At 60.0% G+C, this 19,251-nt stretch carries 16 protein-coding genes and 3 pseudogenes; 10 read left to right on the forward strand and 9 right to left on the reverse strand.

Annotated elements, in window-relative coordinates; translation table 11 throughout:
- Together QZ964_RS03090 and QZ964_RS03095 are read right to left on the reverse strand one after the other, a co-directional pair.
- Positions 1-220: pseudogene (locus QZ964_RS03090) on the reverse strand (FAD-binding oxidoreductase); the annotation flags it as partial.
- Positions 221-261: 41 nt separating this feature from the next.
- A pseudogene (locus tag QZ964_RS03095) lies at positions 262-1,047 on the reverse strand (SDR family oxidoreductase).
- Positions 1,048-1,968: 921 nt separating this feature from the next.
- Between QZ964_RS03095 and QZ964_RS03100 the strand changes: the two are divergent.
- From QZ964_RS03100 to QZ964_RS03110, 3 genes are all read left to right on the forward strand, one after another.
- A complete protein-coding gene (locus QZ964_RS03100) occupies positions 1,969-2,508 on the forward strand; it encodes a cytochrome c (RefSeq protein ID WP_292528697.1) in 540 nt (179 codons plus the stop codon).
- 282 nt (positions 2,509-2,790) lie between these two features.
- Positions 2,791-3,699 (forward strand): hypothetical protein, encoded by a 909-nt coding sequence (locus QZ964_RS03105; RefSeq protein ID WP_292528699.1) that lies wholly within the window; start codon positions 2,791-2,793, stop codon positions 3,697-3,699.
- A gap of 33 nt (positions 3,700-3,732) precedes the next feature.
- Positions 3,733-4,029, forward strand: coding sequence for a GYD domain-containing protein (locus QZ964_RS03110; protein WP_292528700.1), 297 nt, complete (start codon positions 3,733-3,735; stop codon positions 4,027-4,029).
- A gap of 90 nt (positions 4,030-4,119) precedes the next feature.
- Here the strand turns inward: QZ964_RS03110 and QZ964_RS03115 are convergent, their stop codons facing one another.
- The 3 genes from QZ964_RS03115 to QZ964_RS03125 all read right to left on the reverse strand — a co-directional run bounded on the left by QZ964_RS03115 (position 4,120) and on the right by QZ964_RS03125 (position 6,859).
- The gene (locus QZ964_RS03115) at positions 4,120-5,103 is read right to left on the reverse strand and encodes an NAD(P)-dependent alcohol dehydrogenase (RefSeq protein ID WP_292528702.1); all 984 of its coding nucleotides are present in this window, start codon (positions 5,101-5,103) and stop codon (positions 4,120-4,122) included.
- 65 nt (positions 5,104-5,168) lie between these two features.
- Positions 5,169-6,287, reverse strand: coding sequence for a hypothetical protein (locus QZ964_RS03120; RefSeq protein WP_292528704.1), 1,119 nt, complete (start codon positions 6,285-6,287; stop codon positions 5,169-5,171).
- Positions 6,288-6,559: 272 nt separating this feature from the next.
- Complete coding sequence (locus QZ964_RS03125) at positions 6,560-6,859, reverse strand: antibiotic biosynthesis monooxygenase (RefSeq protein ID WP_292528706.1); 300 nt, start codon at positions 6,857-6,859, stop codon at positions 6,560-6,562.
- A 374-nt stretch (positions 6,860-7,233) separates the two neighbouring features.
- Between QZ964_RS03125 and QZ964_RS03130 the strand changes: the two genes are divergently transcribed.
- The 6 genes from QZ964_RS03130 to QZ964_RS03155 all read left to right on the forward strand — a co-directional run bounded on the left by QZ964_RS03130 (position 7,234) and on the right by QZ964_RS03155 (position 14,917).
- Positions 7,234-7,950: a cytochrome c oxidase assembly protein gene (locus tag QZ964_RS03130; protein WP_292528708.1), complete on the forward strand. Its 717-nt coding sequence runs from the start codon at positions 7,234-7,236 to the stop codon at positions 7,948-7,950.
- Between the two features lie 6 nt (positions 7,951-7,956).
- Positions 7,957-9,126 carry a c-type cytochrome gene (locus QZ964_RS03135; RefSeq protein WP_292528710.1) on the forward strand — a complete coding sequence of 390 codons (1,170 nt, stop codon included), beginning with the start codon at positions 7,957-7,959 and terminating at the stop codon, positions 9,124-9,126.
- Positions 9,127-9,173: 47 nt separating this feature from the next.
- A complete protein-coding gene (gene coxB / locus QZ964_RS03140; RefSeq protein WP_292528712.1) occupies positions 9,174-10,142 on the forward strand; it encodes a cytochrome c oxidase subunit II in 969 nt (322 codons plus the stop codon).
- 196 nt (positions 10,143-10,338) lie between these two features.
- On the forward strand, positions 10,339-12,882 hold the full coding sequence (gene ctaD, locus QZ964_RS03145) for a cytochrome c oxidase subunit I (RefSeq protein WP_292528714.1): 2,544 nt from the start codon (positions 10,339-10,341) through the stop codon (positions 12,880-12,882).
- Positions 12,857-13,276 carry a hypothetical protein gene (locus tag QZ964_RS03150; protein ID WP_292528716.1) on the forward strand — a complete coding sequence of 140 codons (420 nt, stop codon included), beginning with the start codon at positions 12,857-12,859 and terminating at the stop codon, positions 13,274-13,276. Before ctaD ends, QZ964_RS03150 begins: the two co-directional genes overlap by 26 nt.
- 84 nt (positions 13,277-13,360) lie before the next feature.
- Positions 13,361-14,917 carry a SulP family inorganic anion transporter gene (locus tag QZ964_RS03155; protein ID WP_292528718.1) on the forward strand — a complete coding sequence of 519 codons (1,557 nt, stop codon included), beginning with the start codon at positions 13,361-13,363 and terminating at the stop codon, positions 14,915-14,917.
- Positions 14,918-15,069: 152 nt separating this feature from the next.
- On the opposite strand, the gene QZ964_RS03160 is transcribed toward QZ964_RS03155, so the two are convergent.
- Complete coding sequence (locus tag QZ964_RS03160) at positions 15,070-16,200, reverse strand: OpgC family protein (protein WP_292528720.1); 1,131 nt, start codon at positions 16,198-16,200, stop codon at positions 15,070-15,072.
- 166 nt (positions 16,201-16,366) lie between these two features.
- Between QZ964_RS03160 and QZ964_RS03165 the strand changes: the two are divergent.
- Positions 16,367-16,566, forward strand: a pseudogene (locus QZ964_RS03165) (sulfite exporter TauE/SafE family protein); the annotation flags it as partial.
- Positions 16,567-16,681: 115 nt separating this feature from the next.
- On the opposite strand, the gene QZ964_RS03170 reads toward QZ964_RS03165, so the two are convergent.
- The 3 genes from QZ964_RS03170 to QZ964_RS03180 form a co-directional block, all read right to left on the reverse strand.
- Positions 16,682-17,692 (reverse strand): hypothetical protein, encoded by a 1,011-nt coding sequence (locus QZ964_RS03170; RefSeq protein WP_292528722.1) that lies wholly within the window; start codon positions 17,690-17,692, stop codon positions 16,682-16,684.
- A gap of 84 nt (positions 17,693-17,776) precedes the next feature.
- Positions 17,777-18,982, reverse strand: a complete 1,206-nt coding sequence (locus QZ964_RS03175) for a sodium:proton antiporter (RefSeq protein ID WP_292528724.1) — start codon at positions 18,980-18,982, stop codon at positions 17,777-17,779.
- 80 nt (positions 18,983-19,062) lie between these two features.
- Positions 19,063-19,248, reverse strand: a complete 186-nt coding sequence (locus tag QZ964_RS03180; protein WP_292528725.1) for a hypothetical protein — start codon at positions 19,246-19,248, stop codon at positions 19,063-19,065.
- Positions 19,249-19,251 lie beyond the last annotated feature (3 nt).

Consider the following 19,251-nt stretch of genomic DNA (forward strand, 5'->3'; position numbering starts at 1 on the left):
GAGGACAGCATTCCTTGGCCCAAAAATCCAGGCCGATGTTGCGCTCGTGTTGTAGCGCTTGTCCAAACATGCATTGGCTCGACATCACCCGGCCGGTGTGAATGGCTTCGGCCGTGCGATTCTGCACCACCTTCATCTCATAGCCTTTTTGCAGGAGGCGGCAGGCCAGCTGCAGGCCAGCCTGCCCCCCGCCGAGGATCGTGATCTTCCGAGCGCCCATCGCCATTTCCTTTGCAATTGTTCAACGCATTAAGGGCGCCATCATTCCATCAGGAGCGGTATCGCGGGATCGGATCGTTCCGGGCCCATCGCTGTGTAACCGCCATCGACCCGGATGTCGGCGCCGGTGATAAAGCTCGCGGAAGCCGAAAGCAGGAAGGCGACGGCCTCGGCTACTTCCGATGGAAAGCCCACCCGGCGCAAAAGATGGAAGGGAGCGGCAACCCGGTCGGCCTTTGCGCGGTCATCGTTGGTCAACTACCTCGTGATGTTGCTCCAGGTCCAGCCAGGGGACACTGTGTTGACCCTGATGCCGTCGGGCGCCAGGTCGAGCGCCTGGCTGCGCGTCAGTTGCAGAATTGCGGCCTTTGAAGCTGGATAGACCCAGCGCCCAATCTGGGCGACTCGCGCCGAGACCGAACTGAAATTGATGATCGCGCCCTTACTCTTTTTCAGATGCTGCCGCGCAGCCTGCATCAGCATCACGGACCCTACAATGTTCACATCGAACGCCTTCAGCCAATCGGAGCGCGTGGTGTCGGCGCCATTGTCGAGATACGTGCAGGCGACGTTGACCAGGAAATCGAGTTGGCCGTGACATTCGACGGTTTTCGCGACCAGCGCGGCGATGTCGGCGTCGCTCGTTATGTCGGCCCTCACGAAGCTCGCTTTCGCGCCAATTTCCTGCGCCGCGCGCTCGCCAGCCGGCTCGTTTATGTCGGCGATGACCACATTGACGCCGTAGCCCGCGAGCACCGAAGCGCAGCTCTCGCCGATAAGCGTGGCGCCGCCGGAGATGATCGCAACCTTTCCTTCCAGTCCTTTCATCTGAACTCCTCCTCAACCCCGGCCCGCATGAGTGTGACGATGCGCGGATTGCCTAACTGCGCCGACTGGCCCGGCGCCCAGCCGAGGGTCTATGAAGACTGCCGCGCACGCCCTAATCCATCATCAGTGTCGGCGAACATGATGGGCGAGTCGCCGATCATGATCTCAGCACGCCCCGATCTTGTCAGCTGGCATATCGACCCGCTCGGTTTCTACCGCACTGAAAGCGCGCTTGTAGAAGTCCAGCGTCTTGGCGGCGCCGTCGATGCAAAGATTGTGCATGGCCCTGTGGTGCCCCTCGGGAACGGGCTTGTAAGGACCTTATGTGTCTCCGTCCTTTTTTTTTACGGAACGGCATATGGCGCGGTCGCGCCAATATAATGCTCGCGGACCTTGATTTCGCAAGTGACCGCTTGCCTCTCTTACCCTGTGTTTCCCAATGGTGGCCGTGGATCGACAAGGGCCATTTGCAATTACACTGCTAGACCAGAGGGCCGCGACGAGTCAGCTGTTCCAAGAGCAACGTCCGCTTTAAGCTTCTTGCCATGCGGCCGCTCGGTGCAGCGCGGGGCGCCGATAACGAATCGCGCTGCTGCGGTTGCATTGCATCGTCGAAGGAGACGAAAAGAGGGGCCACATCGTCGTTAACGGCATGCCGCCGCAGCGCGCATGATTGCCGAGCTACTACAAGGGCCATTGGTCGACCGAACTGCGGATTGAAGCAGCATCTCCAAGATCAGGAGCTGGGCAAGTGCGCCTTGCGCCTAAAGCTCTTCGCCATGGCCGCCTTAACCCTTGCTGCACCTCCGCGCGCAGTCGCCAGCGCCGCTCATCGATCGCATCCTCGTAGATTCTGCGACGTCAGTCCGCTAGATTTGTACCTAATGCCTTTCATAAATGACTTGTCAGGGAAGGTGCGCCATGAAGTTTCTCGCTGGTTTCGTGACAGCGTTCATCGTCAGCGCGCTCGGCGCTTTTCTCGTCATCGTCAGCGGCGTTTACAACGTCGCCGCAACCGCGCCTCACACGGCTTTGATGCGCGTCGTCTTGAATTGGACCATGCGTAATTCGGTGCGCGTCCACGCGGGGAACGAGTCGCCGGAAACATGGAGCGAGGATCAGGCGAGAAAGGGATTTAAAGACTATGACGTCATGTGCGTCATTTGCCACAGCGCGCCGGGGAAAGAGCGCAGTTACATTAGCAAAGGCCTGCGACCGGAGCCTCCGAATCTCGCCGAAACTTCAGAGCGATGGAGCAGCGCGGAGCTGTTTTGGATCATCAAGAATGGCGTCAAAATGACCGCAATGCCCGCATTCGGGCCCACGCATCAGGACGGGCAAATATGGAATATTGTGGCCTTCGTTCGGCGCCTGCCTCGACTGTCCGCTGAGCAATTCAAGGCGATGGAGAGCGAGATCAGAAATTCCTCGGAGAATGAGCAAGATCACCATCACCAATAAGTGGCCGGGAAAGCCGACTCGAAGAAAGACGAAATCGCAAGTCGAAGCGCATTCAGCATAGGCTCTGTCGTAGTCCAGCGAGATTGAAAGGGGAACATCCGCCTCTAATTCTCGACAGGCCTCGAGAAGAGGAAAACGCCGATGTTCTGCAAAAAACGAGTTTTGCTGACCCTCGCGGTCGCAATGAGCGTTGTTTCGCCGACTGGAAATGGCTTCCAAAGTGACGCTTCGATCGCAGGCGTCGTTGTTCGAGACATTCGTGTAGCCTTCAAGGAATGGCGCGTGCCAACGCCCGGCTCGCGCCCGCACGATCCTCTCGCAACGAGCGATGGGGCGATCTGGTACACTGGACAGATGGCCAACCTGCTCGGTCGTTTTGATCCTAAGACCGGGCAGTTTCGGGAATACCGTCTGAAAACCGCGAACTCGGGTCCGCACGGGCTCGTCTCCGACGCAAGCGGCAATATTTGGTTCACGGCGAGTTTCAAAGGTTACATCGGGAAGCTCGATCCCGTAAGCGGCGACATCCGAGAATTTCCGCTTCCCGATCCGAAGGCGCGCGATCCGCACACGCCGGTCTTCGATCAGAAGGGGACGTTGTGGTTCACCGTGATCGGCGGAAATATGATCGGGCGTCTCGATCCGGCGACGGGTGAGATCAAGCTTGTACCGTCGCCAACCGCAGATTCGCTTCCCTATGGCTTGGTGGTGAATTCCAAAGGCGCGCCGTTCTTCGCCGAATTCGGCTCGAACAAGATCGGGCGTGTCGATCCCGAGACGATGCGGATCGCGGAATTCGTTTTGCCAAATTCGCAGGCGAGGCCTCGGCGGATCGCGGTGACCAGCGACGATCTCATTTGGTATTCGGATTACGATAGGGGCTATATCGGCAGATTGGACCCCGCGACCGGCAAGGTCGCCGAATGGCCGTCCCCTGGCGGCGGAGAATCCGGACCTTACGCGATTACGGCGGTCGACGATATCATCTGGTACGCCGAGTCGGCGGCTACGCCGAACATGCTGGTGCGATTCGATCCGAAAACCGAAACGTTCAAGAGGTGGCCCGTCCCTTCGGGCGGCGGCGTCATCCGCAATATGACCCCGACGTCCGATGGCGGACTGGCGCTCGCCTGTAGCGGCGTCAACATGGTGGCGCTCGTCCGAATTGCCGAGGAAGAGCCAGCACGATGATACTGATTTCGCCAATCAAGAGGAAATATCCCTATGTCGACGTTTATCATGTTGACGCGCCTCAGCCCTGAGGCCGTGCGATCGCCTAAAGCCCTCGAGCAATTGGAGCGTAAGGCGATGGAGCGGGTGCGCAAAGAATGCCCCGATGTTGAATGGGTCGGCAACTACGCCATTCTTGGGCTTTATGATTACGTGGATGTCTTCCGCGCGAAGGACATCGAGACGGCAAGCAAGGTTTCGATGTTGATCCGAACCTTTGGCCACGCCCAGACCGAGATTTGGCCGGCGACCGAGTGGAGTCATTTCAAGGAAATCGCGCGGGCCCTGTGAAAGCACTCAGGACGGCTTGCCCAACAACGAGGTGCTCGGAAAAGCCGCATCACATTCCGGTTCCAACAATTCGCTCCATAGGCAATCAAATCAGGCGGGCGGGCGAGGTTGCGCGTGATCAAATATCTCCAAGACGATCTTTCCGCGCACGTGGCCCGCTTGGCTGACGCGGTGGGCTTCTGCTGCATGTTCAAAGGGAAGCCTAACGCTTACGACCGGCTTCAGTTTTCCCTCGTCCGCCAGTTGACCGAGATACGCGAGATCGTCGCTGTTGGGACGAACCATGAGCAGCCTGGCCTGCTTGGCTCTGCCGAATATCTTCGCAAACTTCTGAATGGCGCTCGAGAGGAAGAACTCCGGGCTCGGCAACGTCGTGATATAGATGCCGCCCGGCGCCAGAATCTTTCGGCAGGCGGAGAATGAACTCTTGCCCACGGCGTCGAAGACGACGTCGTAAGTTTCCTCATCAGCAAAAAAATCACGCTGGTGGTAGTCGATGACCGCATCCGTTCCGAGTGAACGGACGAACTCGACATTGGAAGGGCCACAGGTGGCAGTGGTCACTGCGCCAAGCGCTTTGGCGATCTGTACGGCAAAGTGGCCGACCCCACCCGCCCCGCCGTGGATGAGAACCCTTGCGCCTCGGGAGACGTCGCCGAGGTCACGCAGAGCCTGCAAGGCCGCGCAACCTGCGACCGGCAATGAAGCGGCCTCGGCGTAGTCCAGCGACTCGGGCTTCGAGGCTGCCGTCGCCTGCTTCACGACCGCCAATTCGGCATAACCGCCGCCCCGCCTCGGATCACTGAAGCCGAAAACGAGATCGCCCGCCTTGAACTTTGTGGCAAGCATGCCTGACGATACGACCTCGCCGGCGAGATCCGACCCCAAGACATAAGGGAAGCGCAGGCGGAGGAAGAATCGCAATAGGCCCTGGCGAATTTTCCAATCCAAAGGGTTCACGCCGGCTGCTCGCACACGAACGAGTATCTCCTCGTCGCGTGGCTGCGGATCGGGCAAGTCTCGCATGCTCAGATTGCCTGCTTCGCCGTAATCATCGATCGCGATCGCTTTCATGCGCGAGTTCCACCTACTGCCTCGCCTTAGGCGCGGCGCCGATTCGATCAAGCTTGCGTCACTGCTCAAAGAGAGTGCGCCTCGGTTTCGTCCAGCATCTGTCGTAGCCACTGCATATAGGGAGTGCCGCCCGTTCCGCGCGGGTCATCAGTCCAACGATTGATGTATTCCTCAGCCCAGCCGTTATGGACACGGCGGAAAGCCACCATCGCGTCAAGAATGGCGTTGTAAGGCTCCTTATGCATTGGACTGCGGATATCGGGCATGGCCTCGACCTCCTCGATCAGCGCCCGATGCTCGGCTGGCATGTATCTGCGCATATCGACGAGATGATCCGTAAGTACGGACCGCCGGTGGGGAATTTTCATAAAGGCGACGAGCGTCGGCATGATGCTGCTTTGCGCGCCTGTCTCGCCGCGAAAATGCGCAGGGGGTTGGTCAGCGCCTTCGTAAGTCACATTCTCAAAAAAGCGGATGTAAGGCCGGAAGGTCTTGTAATAAAGCCTGGAATCCATGTATTCTGGGATGCGCTTGAGCGCCTCTACCTGTCGTCGTATGGCCTTTTCGATGCGCCAAAGGTCGACGCTAAGATCAGCGGCATTATCATCCATCAGCCAGCGCTTGATCGTCGCGATCGCTGACAGAATCTCCGCCGCGATGGCCTCGATCTCGACATGCACCAAGATGAACCAGTGCTCGTCGTACAAATGGACGAAGTTCTGGATCGTGTCGATGTTCCCGAGCGCGATCGGCCCATCCTTGCGGAAGCGTTTCCAATTGTACAGCGCATAGCCATCGTAACTGAGGATCGGCGGGCGTCTGAGCCGTTTCGCCGCATTAGTGAGCGGTTCGGCAAGATTGCTGGGAAGAGACGTAGCCGGCTCTTGACCGACTTGGTTGACATAGGCAGAGGCCAGAAACCCGACCCGCACGTAATAAAGGCGAAGCTGCGGAAGAGTCGTCTCCGAGATGGGTTCTTCCCACTTCGGAATGCGCAAGGCGCATGCATAGGTTCGGAATCCTTTGTCATAAAGGAGGCTGGGCAGATCGCGCCCAATTTCGTCGAGCGCGGCATAAGGCGAATCCGACGGAAATGCGGCTAGCGGATCGGTTTCGGGAAGAAACCCGCGTCGCGCATATGCCGGCTTCAGCAGCTCACTCTCTTGGGTTGCGATGGTCGTCAACTGCTAAATCACTCCATTCGGATTCGACGAGCGCCAGCGTATGGCTCCGCTGCGCGCGAGAGCCCTCGGATAATCGACTAGCTCTAAAACCTCTGCGCATCCTAATTCCGCGAAGGCGATCCTATATTCGCGTGGCGAGGACTCGACGCACGTCCGAGGCTGAACCGTGCGCACGCCCTGTTCGTCGATGATGCGAAGCAAAAGACCTTCAGCTGTAATAAGCAAAGCCGCGAACTACCCGCTCGGATGCAACGTCGGGGCGTTTTACGCGATCAGCCCAGCTTTGACGCGAGCACGTCAACTTTCTCAATTTTCGGCGGCTGTGAGAATAGCTCCGGCGCCTTCGCCATGAGCGCTTTTGCGACCTCCCCAGCAAGATGAGCGTCTCTGCCGGCTTCGTCATGGAAGACATCAAAGATGCCGAAGGTGCTGGACGACATTCGGATCGCGAACCACGACACCGTGCCCGGCTCTGCTTCCACGAGGGGCAGCGCCGATTTCAGGAATGTTGCAACCTCGTGCTCCTTGCCAATCTTCGCCTCAAGCGTCGCCAAGATGCCAAAATTTACCATTGCGACCTCCTTAAGAATGTCGGCCTCCGGGCCGTCAGTTTGCACCTTTCTAGGCATTTTGCACAACGGCATGATGGGGCCAGCGCGGCGCAATTCGGATGGGAGGCGGATTGTTGCGCGCCATCGATGCGCCGCAGCAATGAATTGGCCATTGCGGCGTTCATTACGCTGTGTCCGGCGTCAGGGCCATCGAGACAGATTGGGCGGCCTCTCCTTGCGTTTGCGTGCACCGTGACACGCGGCGTTGTAATCCTACCGCGGGCTGGACCCCATGGATTTCCGCTAAATATATTGACTCGGCTTCCATTATTCTTCGGCGTTCGTATTGGCCGATGGAGGAATGCGTGAAAAGAGCGAGCGCGCCGAGCATCGGGATGACAACGCCGCGGTCCAGAGTTGCGGAGTTGGCGTCGAGCATCCAAATTCGAAACGGGCTGCTCGCAGCCGGCGCTGCGGTGGCGTATTTCGCGCTCGGACTCCCGCTGATCGCTTTGCCGCTCGGTCCGCGCGCCGCTCATATGGTTTCGCACATCCTGCTGATGAACGCCTTGGCGCCAGCCTTGGCCAGTGCGATCATCTCCCGTTTCGGCGACCGCGCGCCAGCTTCGGCTAGGGTCTTAATCGCCGCTACTGTCCTGCAGCTTGCCCTGCTCTGGACATGGCACGCCCCCAATCTTTGGGGACTGGCTTTGAGAACGCCTCTCGTACACGCGCTCATGCAGGCGTCATTGTTGGCTTCGTCGCTCACGTTCTGGCTCGCGATTCTTTCCGAAAAAGGCGTCTTTCGGTGGCGCGGCGTCGTCGCGCTATTGGCGACGGGCAAATTCTCCTGCCTGCTCGGCGTGCTGCTGCTGTTCGCGCCGCGCCTGCTATATGCAGACGCTCACGTCGGTCATGGCCATGTGGTGTCCGATGGCGATGAACTGCTTGCGGATCAGCGCCTCGCGGGCCTGTTGATGCTGATAGCCTGCCCGTTTTGCTACGTTCTGGCGGGGATCGCGATTGCAGCAAAATGGCTGCAAGAATTAGAAACGACCGCCAGAGGACGGAGCCTGGCGTATTTGGATCATGCGCCGCCGACGCCGAGGTGACGTCGGATGACGCTTCCCGCCGCAAAATCGATTGCCATTTGCGTCAGTGCTGTCGTCGTGACGCTGGGCGTTGGCGCCATGCTGTTCGTTTGGTCGGGCGCCTACAATGTGGCGGCGAGCGAACAGCATTTTGCCGTCACGCATTGGCTGCTCGATTTCGTGAAGCGCCGATCGGTCGAGACGCAAAGTCTGCTGATCTCCGCGCCGCCGCTCGACGATCCCGATTTAGTGCGGCTCGGCGGGGCGCATTACCACGGCGGCTGCGCGCCGTGCCACGGCGGGCCCGGAGATCCAAGAAACCCTGTCGTCCAGCAAATGTACCCGGAACCCGCGGATTTGCCGATTGCGGCGCCCAGCTGGACTCCAGGGCAACTGTTCTGGATCGCCAAGAATGGACTCAAATTCACGGGCATGCCGGCCTGGGTCGCGCAGAATAGAGATGACGAGGTATGGGCGGTCGTCGCATTCCTGCGCGCCTTGCCAAAAATGAGCGACGCCGAATACCGCCGCCTCGCCATCGGCGAAGCAGAGGCGCCGCGGAGCGGGATGCTCGAATTGGCGGCGCTTGGAAGTCGGGCGGAAATTCTATCCAGATGCCACCGCTGTCACGAAACCGAATCGTCGCCGTCGGCAAATCGTCTCGTTCCGAAGCTCGTCGGCCAGTCGCAGGCCTATCTCGAAATGTCGCTTCGCAATTATGCAAATGGCTTGCGGTCGAGCGGAATCATGCAGCCGATCGCCGCCGAGCTCGATGAGGCGAACCTCGTCGAAGCTGCAAAGCATTACGCTCAGCACCGAAGCGTCGGCAAGATGGCTTCCGCCCCGCTGATGTCCGAAAAGATCGAACGAGGAAGGCGGATCGCGACGGCGGGGGTTCCCGAGAAGGGCATTCCGCCATGCTTGGCCTGCCACGCGGGCAAGAGCGCCGCGACCTTTCCGAAGCTCGAAGGTCAACACGCCGCTTACATTGTCGGTCAGCTCCGATTATGGCGGCGAGGGTTGCGCGATCGCACGGTTCAAGGAGCGATCATGGCGGCCATCGCGCCTCGGCTGACCGATGAGCAAATCGAAGACCTCGCCGCCTATTTTGAAAGCGTCGCGACGATGCAGGTCCCAACCGAAGCGCCCCCGCCGCCACCCCCTGCGCCGCCCCGCGCGCCAGTCCGTCGAAGATAATCGGTCGGATCGCCGCGATGACGAGACGAACCACTTGGGCGAATCGGATGGGGACGGTCGTAGCCGCTCTATTTTTGGAGGCGTGTCGAGGCGTCCAATCCGCGCTTGCCCCGCAAGGCATAGATGCCGAACGCGTCGCCGGGCTGTTCTGGGTCATGACGATTGGCGCGGCCCTCATTCTTATTCTTGTGATGTTCGTCACAGCCCTGGCGTTGTTTGGACCGGAGAGCTGGCGTCGATGGCTCAGTCGCGATGGAATCATAGTCGCCGGCGGAATTGTGTTTCCGGTCACAACGCTCACGGCGCTGCTCGGCTACGGCTTCGTTCTAACGAGCATCGGCGATTCCCGGCCCGGTGGCGAATCTATCAAAATCGCCGTCGTGGGCGAGCGTTGGTGGTGGCGCGTCATCTACCGGGACAGCGCCGGGCGGCGAATTGAAAGCGCCAATGAGCTACGCATCCCGGTCGGTCGGCCGGTCGAAATCGAACTGACGAGCGCCGACGTGATTCACAGCTTCTGGGCGCCGAAGCTTGCGGGCAAGCTCGACATGATTCCGGGCCGCAAAAACGTCCTGACGCTGATGGCCAAGGAAGCGGGCGTAAGCCGTGGACAATGCGCGGAATATTGCGGCGGCGCGCATGCGCTCATGGCGTTTTACGTCGTCGCCCTCCCGCAGCCGGAGTTCGAGCGATGGCTCGCCCACGAAGCCGAGCCAGCCAGCGCGCCCCCCACCCCCCAAGCGCTAGCGGGAATGACCCTGTTCGCGGCCAGCGGCTGTGGCGCTTGCCATGCAATTCGCGGGACCCCGGCCGCCGGCGCGATTGGACCCGACCTTACCCATGTCGGGGGACGGCTTTCGCTCGCGGCCGCGACGCTGCCGAACGATGAAGCGGCCTTCGCGCGCTGGATCAAGGACAATCAGCATATAAAACCGGGTAATCTGATGCCGCCTTACGGCATTTTTAGCGACAGCGAGCTCGCTGCCGTGTCGAACTATCTCGCGAGCCTGCGATGATCGTCGTCTCGCCATATGCGATTCAAATTGCGCCATTGAGTTCCTGTTCGCGCGACGCGCTGCGGCGGCGTTGGCCATTTAACATTGTAAGACATGGCAAGCGCACTATGTGGCGAGCGCCGTGGATTGCGCGGTGGCGCTCGTCGCCAACGCGGTTGGCCGGAGCCTTCTCAGCCAAACGCAATGAGTCGCCGTGATGGACGCCGATCGCTCCCCCGCGAAACTTCCCAGCGAGACGCCTCGGCCGGCTGGCGAACGCGAAGAATTACAGCGCATTTGGGCAAGACCCAGCGGTTGGAGAATGTTTACCGCCGTCAACAACACCGACATCGGCCTCTTCTACATGGGGGCCGCTTTCCTTTTTTTCCTGCTTGCCGGGGTGCTGGCGCTGCTCATGCGAACGCAGCTCGCGAGAGGCGACAACAGCTTCATCGGCCAAAATCTCTATAACCAGATATTCACCGTCCATGGCACCACGATGATGTTTCTCTTCGCCGTGCCGGCGATCGAAGCCTTGGGCGTCATCCTTCTGCCGCAGATGCTGGCCGCGCGCGACTTGCCGTTTCCAAGGCTCAGCGCCTTCGCCATCTGGGCCTATGTGATCGGGGGCCTCGTCTTCTTCCTCACGATCTTTGTCGACCTTGCGCCAAATGGCGGCTGGTTCATGTATCCGCCGCTGACGCTGACCGAGTTTTCGCCGGGCGACAACGCCGATTTCTGGCTGCTTGGCATCGGCTTCATCGAAATTTCCGCGATCGCCGGCGCAATTGAGATTGTCGTGGGAACATTGCGCACGCGCCCCCCCGGCATGTCGCTCGACAAAATGCCGCTCTTCGCATGGGCGATGCTAATCTTCGCCGCGATGATTGTCTTCGCGTTTCCGGCGGTGATCTTCGGCACCCTGCTGCTCGAAATCGAGCGCTCCTTCGGTTGGCCCTTCTTTACCGCGGCGAAGGGCGGAGACGCGCTGCTCTGGCAGCATCTGTTCTGGTTCTTCGGGCATCCCGAAGTTTACATCATCTTCCTGCCGGCAGCCGCCCTGGTCTCGATGATCGTGCCAACGATGGCGCGGACGCCCCTGGTCGGCTATCGTTTGAACGTCGTTGCTCTTATCGCGACCGGATTTTTCAGCTTCGGCCTCTGGGTCCATCACATGTTCAGCACGGGGATACCCGCGCTGAGCCTGGGCTTCTTTTCCGCCGTCAGCATGACGATCGCGATTCCTTCGGGCATCCAGGTCTTCTCCTGGATCGCCACCATCGCCGCGGGACGCGATCGTTTCAAAATTACAACCCCGTCGCTGTTCGTCTTCGGCTTTCTCTTCATTTTCGTCATCGGCGGGCTTACAGGCGTGATGGTGGCGGTGGCGCCTTTCGATTTTCAAGTCCACGACACTTACTTCGTCGTGGCGCATTTCCATTACGTACTGGTCGGCGGAATGGTGTTTCCGCTGTTTGCGACTTATTACTATTGGGCTCCGATGGTCAGCCGCAACATGTTGTCGGAAAAGCGCGGAAGATGGGTTTTTTGGCTCATGTTCATAGGCTTCAACACCGCTTTTTTTCCCATGCACATCACCGGGCTTATGGGCATGCCGCGACGAGTGTGGACCTATCCGAGCGGGATGGGCTGGGACGCGCTCAACATGATTTCCACCGTCGGGGCCTTCATCCTCGCCGCTGGCGTGCTTCTCTTCGTGATCGATCTGTTTTTGCGCTTAAGGCCGGGCGAACAGGGTCCGGAAAACCCCTGGGGCGCGGGCACGCTGGAGTGGCTTGCGACCGACGTCTACTCGACCCGCAGCATCCCACATGTCGCCAGCCGCGAGCCGCTGTGGGATCAGCCGAATCTCGCGGCCGACGTCGAAGCCGGCGCCTACTATTTGCCAAACGCCCCAACGGGCGGGCGCGAGACGATCGTGACCTCTCCGATTGAGGGCGACCCGCAATATGTGATCCGCATGATCGGTCCAGGCTGGGCCCATTTTTTCGCAGCGGCGTTCACGGCGGCTTTTTTTCTGCTGCTCACGATCAAGCTTGTAACCCCGGCGCTTCTCTGCGGCGTCCTCGCGATCCTGTCGTGCTTTGTCTGGGTTTGGGAGTTGGATCGCGGCCCGGGGAAGGGACCCGTCGACATCGGCGGCGGCTTCAGGCTGCCGACCTATGTCACCGGGCCAACATCGCACGCTTGGTGGGCCATGGTCGTCCTGATGCTGGTCGCCGGCTCGCTCTATATCACTTATGTCTTCTCCTACCTTTATCTCTGGACCGTCAATCCGCAGGTCTGGCCTCCTACGGGCTCCCCGCCGCCGCCGTCAGTAGAATGGGCGGCGTTTTCGGCTGCGCTGCTGATAGCGAGCGTCGTCGCATTCGTCACGGCCGACCGATTGCTGCCGGCGCCGCAATCGATGAATCCCTGGGCGCCCGCGCTCATGCTGATCGGCGCCGCGTGCCTCGTCGGCGCCGTGGTCGTGGAGATTGACGCCCACTGGCAGACCGGTCTGCGCGCGACGGAGTCTTCATATGCCGCTATGGTCTATATGGAGAGCGTGCTGACCGGGGAACTGGCCTTCACCGTCGCCATCATGACCGCGTATGGACTGGCGCGGTATTTCACCGGCAAGATGGACTGCGTGCGTCGTGTGACCTTCGAAAGCACCGCCCTGCTGACCTATTACACGGCCGCTCAAGGCCTTTTTGGCCTGCTTCTAGTCAATGGCTTTCCGCGGATCATCGGGTGAAGCGATGGACGGCGGCGACCACAAGAACGGAACGCATGAGCCGCTGGCGGGCGCACTCTTTTACATTCTGTTTGGCCCAATCGTATGGGCGATCCACCTCACCCTCGTCTACCTCGGACACACGTTGCTTTGCGCCTTGGGCGTCTCATTCGGCGCGCTCGCCCCAGGCGTTGTTTCGTTTAGCGTCATCATCGTCACGGCCGTCGCGCTGATCGTGCTGACCGTCGCCGTGGTCGCGGCGAATTCCAGGGCGCGCGCCTTCGGCAATCGCGGATCGGGCGCGATGTTCTTCATGGACAGGGTCATGATGACATTGGCTCTCTTGTCAGGCATTGGCGTCGCGTGGGAGGGCGCAAGCGCGCTGATCATCGAGCCCTGTCTGATGCTGCGTTGACGCGACGTTGCTAAAAGATCGACTCGGCGCACCTGCTTTTGGCCGATCATTTAAGCCCGCTCCCGGTAGAAAACAGCCACATAAATGAAGCAGCATCTTCACTATTACTCCAGCCACCTCGATCACGACATTCCGGCGGGTGTCGTGGTCTTTCTGGTGGCGCTTCCACTTTGCCTCGGCATCGCGACTGCTTCCGGAGCGCCGCCACTCTCGGGCGTTATCGCCGGGGTCATCGGCGGCTTGGTGGTCTCTATCGCCAGCGGCTCGCAACTTAGCGTTTCAGGGCCCGCTGCGGGCCTCACAGTAATCGTCGCCACGACGATCGAGAAGCTCGGATTCGAAGGTCTATTACTCGCCGTGGCGCTCTCGGGACTGCTACAGTTCGCCATGGGCTTTCTGCGCGCTGGTGTGATAGGCGCATATTTCCCTTCCGCCGTCATTAAGGGAATGTTGGCCGCAATTGGCCTCATCCTCATCATGAAGCAGATCCCGCATGCCATCGGTTATGACGTGGAAGCCGAGAGCGATCCGTCCTTCCTCGAGTCGGACGATCGCATGCCCTTACGCACGATTTTCGAATCGTTCAAGGCGATATCGCCTGGCGCCGTGGTCGTGAGCATTGTGTCTCTAACCATTCTGCTTTTATGGGAGACGTCCCGCGTTAAGCGTCTTCGTCTGCTCGCACTGGCCCCGGCGCCCTTGATCGTGGTTTTGTTCGGCGTTGCATACAACGCAGTTGCGCAGTCTTTCTTTCCTTCCTTTGGCATCGCCCGCCAGCATCTCGTCACATTGCCAATGGTCTCCGGACCGTCTGAATTTGCGCGGCATCTCATCCTTCCGGATTTCAGCCAATGGCAAAATCCACAAATTTACATCACTGCTGCGACTCTGGCGCTGGTCGGGAGTCTGGAAACTCTGCTTAGTCTCGAGGCCGTAGAAAAGCTCGATCCTCTCAAGAGGTCAACGCCGACTAATCAGGAATTGAAAGCGCAGGGCCTGGGCAATTTTCTCAGTGGAATGCTTGGTGGCTTGCCGCTTACGGCAGTGATCGTGCGTAGTTCTGCAAATATCGACGCCGGGGCACATACAAAAGCGGCGAGCTTCATCCATGGCGCGTTGCTGTTGCTGAGCGTGATATTCCTTCCTGACTTACTCAATATGATTCCGCTTGCGTGCCTCGCGGCGGTACTGCTGCTCACGGGCTACAAGTTAGCGAAGCCGAAGATCGCGATGGAGCAATACAAGAAAGGCTTCAATCAGTTCGCGCCCTTCGCAGTTACGATTATAGCGATCCTGCTGACTGACCTGTTGAAAGGCATGGCGTTGGGGATGGCCGTTGGTTTCTTCTTCGTGCTGCGCGCCAATTATCATAGAGCCTTCGCCCTAACGAAAGACGGTCGAAATTATCTCCTACCTCTTCAGAAGGACGTTTCGTTCCTCAATAGGGCATCGCTACGGAGTTACCTCCAAAGCATCGAGACAAATAGCTCTCTGATGATTGACGGCACGCGCGCCACTTTCATCGATCAGGACATCCTGGAGACGCTAGAGGACTTTATCAAATCCGCGGAAGAGGCCGACATAAAGGTTGAGACGAATAACGTGCTCGGACTTTCGCCGGCGAACAAGACGCTCAAGTGAGGGTCATAGCGTCGAAAGGCGCATTCGGGACTCAAAAGTCTTGAGACTTCGTTCTCGGCTCGGGCGCGTGACCAGCAATGAACGGGCTTGCGTGGCTTGCGTTTGCGAATTTCGTCACAAGTGGGTCTGACTGCTTTAACCACCGCCCACCGTCAGCCTCTGCCAGACACTTCGACGCCACTTACATTGGGCATCGATGACTCTGCCGCGACACAGCCGGCTTCACGTCGGCACTCCAGAAGGGCGGCAGCCTTGTGAAGCGCGTTCAGGCACGCAACGACGAATACGACATCGAACAATGGCGAAGCGGTCCAGGTCTCGTTGAGAATATGGCCGACTGCGCTCAGCAGACTTCCGCCACAATAGATCGGCAGCGCGTGCCGCCCGAGCAAGGACACCGCCGGGTACAGTGAACTGCCCCGCAGCTTGGCCGTCACGCCCGAGCAATAGATCGCATATGCGAGCGCGAGAAAATCAATGATGCGGATCGTCCCGAGCTGCGTCTTGTCCCAGTCGAGATACTCCCCGGCGGCGTCCACCAGCCCTGGCGCGAGACCAAGGCAATTGGATACGATGATCGCTGCGCCGATGGTGAAAAGATGCGCCAGATGGTAGGCGCCCGAATGAATTGGGATACGGCCTTCCTTCGCGGCGAGTCCGGCGAAAATCCCCAGGGCGAACATGAGTTGCCACGCCATCGGGTTGAAATACCAGATGCCCGGATCGGGCCAGGAGGGGAGGTTGAGCCCCAAGCCGCGCGTCGCAGCATAAAGCGCCAATGAAAAAGCCAGCATCTTCCATCGGCTGCGAAGTCCGAGTACGAGCAGTGTCGGAGCAAGAAAGAGGAAGACGACGTAGATCGGCAAAATGTTGAAGTAGCCGATCTGGTGAGTGAGGGTGACGATTCCCAGCGCGCCCCGGATTGGGTCCGCGAAAAGTGTCCCCCGCCCGTGCTCGCTAAGCAGTGCGTCCCGGCCGGTCAAATGGGTCGCGACTCCGTAAAGCGTCAGCGCGGCGACCGTTAGTGCGAGATGCGCGCGGTAAAGGCGCCCCGCGCGCCGCATGAGCGAGAATGCAGCGGAGATACCTTTCGTCTCGAATAGGCGCCGATAGGCAAGCGCCACCGACATCCCGGAGAGAAAGATGAACGCTTCGGCGGAGTCCGAGAAGCCGTAGTTGCGCGGCGTGAAGCTCCCGAGGACGTTACCGGGAATGTGATTGATGAAAATCGTCGCCAGCGCGACGCCGCGCCAAAAGTCAATCGCGTCGATTCGTTCGCTCATCTCGGCCGGTGGCTTCCAGGGGTTCACATCGATCGGTCGGCGCGCGAAGTCTCGCTGACCGGCCGGCAGTTGCTTTGCCGAAGCGAAGCCTTACCATTCCGGTCTTGGCGCGATCAACGCTCTATCGGCCCGCCCCCGCTGCGAAATCAGCATGAAGTGCGTTCTCATGACGCTCAATTTGACCCGGCTCAAAAACGTAAGACGAAGCGGCGGCGACACTTTCGCCGGAGGAGCCATCGGCGCGCTTGGCGGCGTGATTGGCTCGGCAGCACGGAGTTTCGCCTGCCCCTGCTGATCGGCGCGTCCCGTTTCGCGATCCTCGATGCTGTTATTCTCAACAAGGCCATGAGCCTCGTCGTGGTGGCCTTGCTATCGTGCCGAGCGCGCTTTTGCTTCCCGCCCTCGCCGCGATCCTGTTGACCTCCGCCATGAATGTCTGGCGGCACGCCTGACCGTCGCGCGGCGCGAACGGCGTATCCCTTCAATGGCCGTGCAGGTAGATCACATAGGAGGCGAGGAAGTAAACAATCGACAGCGACAGGCTAGTCCAGCCGACGACGCCGAATAAGCGCGTCGAGGGCCGATAGAGCAGCGCGACGATCACGATCCCAGACATGACCACAGCCGCGAAGGCTGTCACCGCGTGCGTCGGCGATGCCGCTGCAAACAACGATCCGGGCCGATAGGCGATGTCGTCGATTGCGAGCACGAGCATGTTGAAAAGATTGCTGCCCAGGAGATTTGCGATCCCCATATCGAGCGCGCCGAGACGCACGGCCGCAATGGTTACAATCATCTCAGGGGCTGACGTCGCGGCGGCGATGAACAGGGTGCCAACGAAGGTCGCTCGCCAACCCATGGCCTCGGCGATGTCCAGCCCGACGAAGGGAAGCCAAATCCCCGCACTGGCCACGACCGCCGCCGCTGCGAGGTATCCCACGATCGCCCTACCAAGCCCGATCTCGGGCTTGGGGCCGGACACCGCGCCCGCGACGGCAAGGCGGGCCTCGTAATCGAATGCGGCGCGCATGGCGACGAGATACAAAATGATGAGGATTGGCGTGAAGACGCCGATGTGAAAGAGCTTCGGGGCGAATTCACTGGCGCCGAGCAACAAAGATGCGCCCGCGAAGCCGACGAGGATGACCCCAAAGCCGGCCGTCAGAATATGGCCCTGGCCCATGCGGGTGAACACCGACCCGTCCCGGTTCAAGGCGTCGAGCACGACCAGGATCGCCAGATTGAAAATGCAACTGCCCAAGGCGTCACCCACCGCGATGTTTGGCGCGTCGGCGGCGGTGACGGCGGTGACGCCGGTAAAGAGTTCGGGCAGCGATGTCGCCGTAGCGAGCAGCAGCAGACCGATCCAACTGCGTGACAACCCCGTCCGCTGCGCGATAATGTCGCCATAGCGCGCCAGCGCGGGCCCCCCAACCGCGATCAAGGCGACGCAAATCGCAAATTTTCCCCAAACCTCGGTCATCGCCGTCATCGCCCTTCCTTCGTTCTCTCACTACAGAACCGTCCCTTGTCGCGGCGCGGCCAAGCCGGGCGCTTTCTGCCGGTCCACGTTCGCTTATTTAGACAGGAACCCCAGCCGGCGCAGCAGCAACGGCATCGTCAGTCCCTGCACGACGATCGAAAAGCCGACAATGGCGAAGGTCACAACCAGGATCTCGTCGCGCAAGGGAAGCGTCGACGGGAGCGAGAGCGCCAGAGCGAGACCAAGCGCGCCGCGCAGCCCGCCCCACCAGAGAATATGTTGCTCGGGAAAGGTGATTCGCCAACGCGTGCGCAGGAAGGCCAAGCTGATCGGATAGACGGTCAGGGCGCGGCCAAGTAGCGCGATGGCGATGGCTCCGATCAGGACTTTCGGAGCATAGAATTGAAACTGAGCACCGGCTACATCGACGCCGATGAGCAGGAAGACGACGGAGTTGGCCATGAACGCCGCGAACTCCCAGAACGAGACGACAAATTCGCGCCCCTTGATTGTGAGATAACTCTTATCCTCGGCGCCCAGCACCCCCAGGTTGCCCATCATCAGTCCCGTCGTGACGGTCGCGAGCACGCCCGACACATGCAGATGTTCAGCGATCAAGAACGAGCCGAAGGCCGCGACCGTTGTCAGCGCTGCTTCGATTAAGTGCTCCGACGTGCGGCCGGCAACGAGAATGGCCGCGCCGCCGCAAGCCGCCCCGACCGCCACGCCTCCGAAGACGATGCGCGCAAGAGCCGCGACGGTTTCTAGCGCCGATTGCTCCTGGCCGCCGGACTGCGCCCAGGCCAGGGCCATGACGAACAGAACCGCCGCCGCGCCGTCGTTCATCAGGCTTTCGGTTTCGACGAGGAGGCGCACCCGGCCATGGACGTTGTTGTCCTTGAACATGGCGATGATCGCCACGGGATCGATCGCAGAGATCAGCGCGCCAAACACCAACGCTGACGCCACTGGCCAGCCGAGCAGCCACATCATTCCACAGGCCACGGCGCTTGCTGCGACCACCGTGCCGAGAGTCGCGAGGACGAAAATTGGAAGGGCATCCCGCCGTAATTCACGCCAGGAAATGGTGAGAGCGGCCTCGAACAGAAGCGGCGGCAGGATCAGATCGTAAATCAGATCATGCGTTAGGTGAGGTCCGAAATCCGCGTTCGAGAGCGTGAGGCACGCGCCGACGATAACGAGGCCAACGGTGTAGGGCAGCTTAATCTGACGGGCTGCGATCGCGACAATCATCGCCACGGCGAGCACCGCGACGGCTTGTCTTAGACTTTCATCCATCTCGAGGCTTCCTTACGCGATGGGGGCAGAACTGCGAACGACTCACATGCGTGAGAGAAGGTGATCAAATCCATTAGCTTTTAACTGGATTCGACGCGCAAGCTGCCGGCGGCGAGAACAGCTTGTGGGGCACGGTGAAGTCGAGTCGTGTGCGACGAGATCAGACGCATGAAGCTGTTCGGAGAAGAAGATCGGTCAAAGGCAACCGTCGAGAAGATACCGGCTTTATTGGAAAGATGATGCTGCGGCGTCGGCATGGCGACCATTCC

It is taken from the genome of Methylocystis sp. (assembly GCF_021731785.1).
In the GTDB taxonomy this organism is placed as follows: domain Bacteria; phylum Pseudomonadota; class Alphaproteobacteria; order Rhizobiales; family Beijerinckiaceae; genus Methylocystis.

Coding starts and splice junctions, on each gene's coding strand:
- ctaD (WP_292528714.1), top strand. CDS start 10,339: ATGGACGCCGATCGCTCCCCCGCGAAACTTCCCAGCGAGACGCCTCGG.
- QZ964_RS03125 (WP_292528706.1), bottom strand. CDS start 6,859: ATGGTAAATTTTGGCATCTTGGCGACGCTTGAGGCGAAGATTGGCAAG.
- QZ964_RS03155 (WP_292528718.1), top strand. CDS start 13,361: ATGAAGCAGCATCTTCACTATTACTCCAGCCACCTCGATCACGACATT.
- QZ964_RS03130 (WP_292528708.1), top strand. CDS start 7,234: ATGACAACGCCGCGGTCCAGAGTTGCGGAGTTGGCGTCGAGCATCCAA.
- QZ964_RS03135 (WP_292528710.1), top strand. CDS start 7,957: ATGACGCTTCCCGCCGCAAAATCGATTGCCATTTGCGTCAGTGCTGTC.
- QZ964_RS03110 (WP_292528700.1), top strand. CDS start 3,733: ATGTCGACGTTTATCATGTTGACGCGCCTCAGCCCTGAGGCCGTGCGA.
- QZ964_RS03100 (WP_292528697.1), top strand. CDS start 1,969: ATGAAGTTTCTCGCTGGTTTCGTGACAGCGTTCATCGTCAGCGCGCTC.
- coxB (WP_292528712.1), top strand. CDS start 9,174: ATGGGGACGGTCGTAGCCGCTCTATTTTTGGAGGCGTGTCGAGGCGTC.
- QZ964_RS03115 (WP_292528702.1), bottom strand. CDS start 5,103: ATGAAAGCGATCGCGATCGATGATTACGGCGAAGCAGGCAATCTGAGC.
- QZ964_RS03170 (WP_292528722.1), bottom strand. CDS start 17,692: ATGACGGCGATGACCGAGGTTTGGGGAAAATTTGCGATTTGCGTCGCC.
- QZ964_RS03175 (WP_292528724.1), bottom strand. CDS start 18,982: ATGGATGAAAGTCTAAGACAAGCCGTCGCGGTGCTCGCCGTGGCGATG.
- QZ964_RS03180 (WP_292528725.1), bottom strand. CDS start 19,248: ATGGTCGCCATGCCGACGCCGCAGCATCATCTTTCCAATAAAGCCGGT.
- QZ964_RS03160 (WP_292528720.1), bottom strand. CDS start 16,200: ATGAGCGAACGAATCGACGCGATTGACTTTTGGCGCGGCGTCGCGCTG.
- QZ964_RS03150 (WP_292528716.1), top strand. CDS start 12,857: ATGGCTTTCCGCGGATCATCGGGTGAAGCGATGGACGGCGGCGACCAC.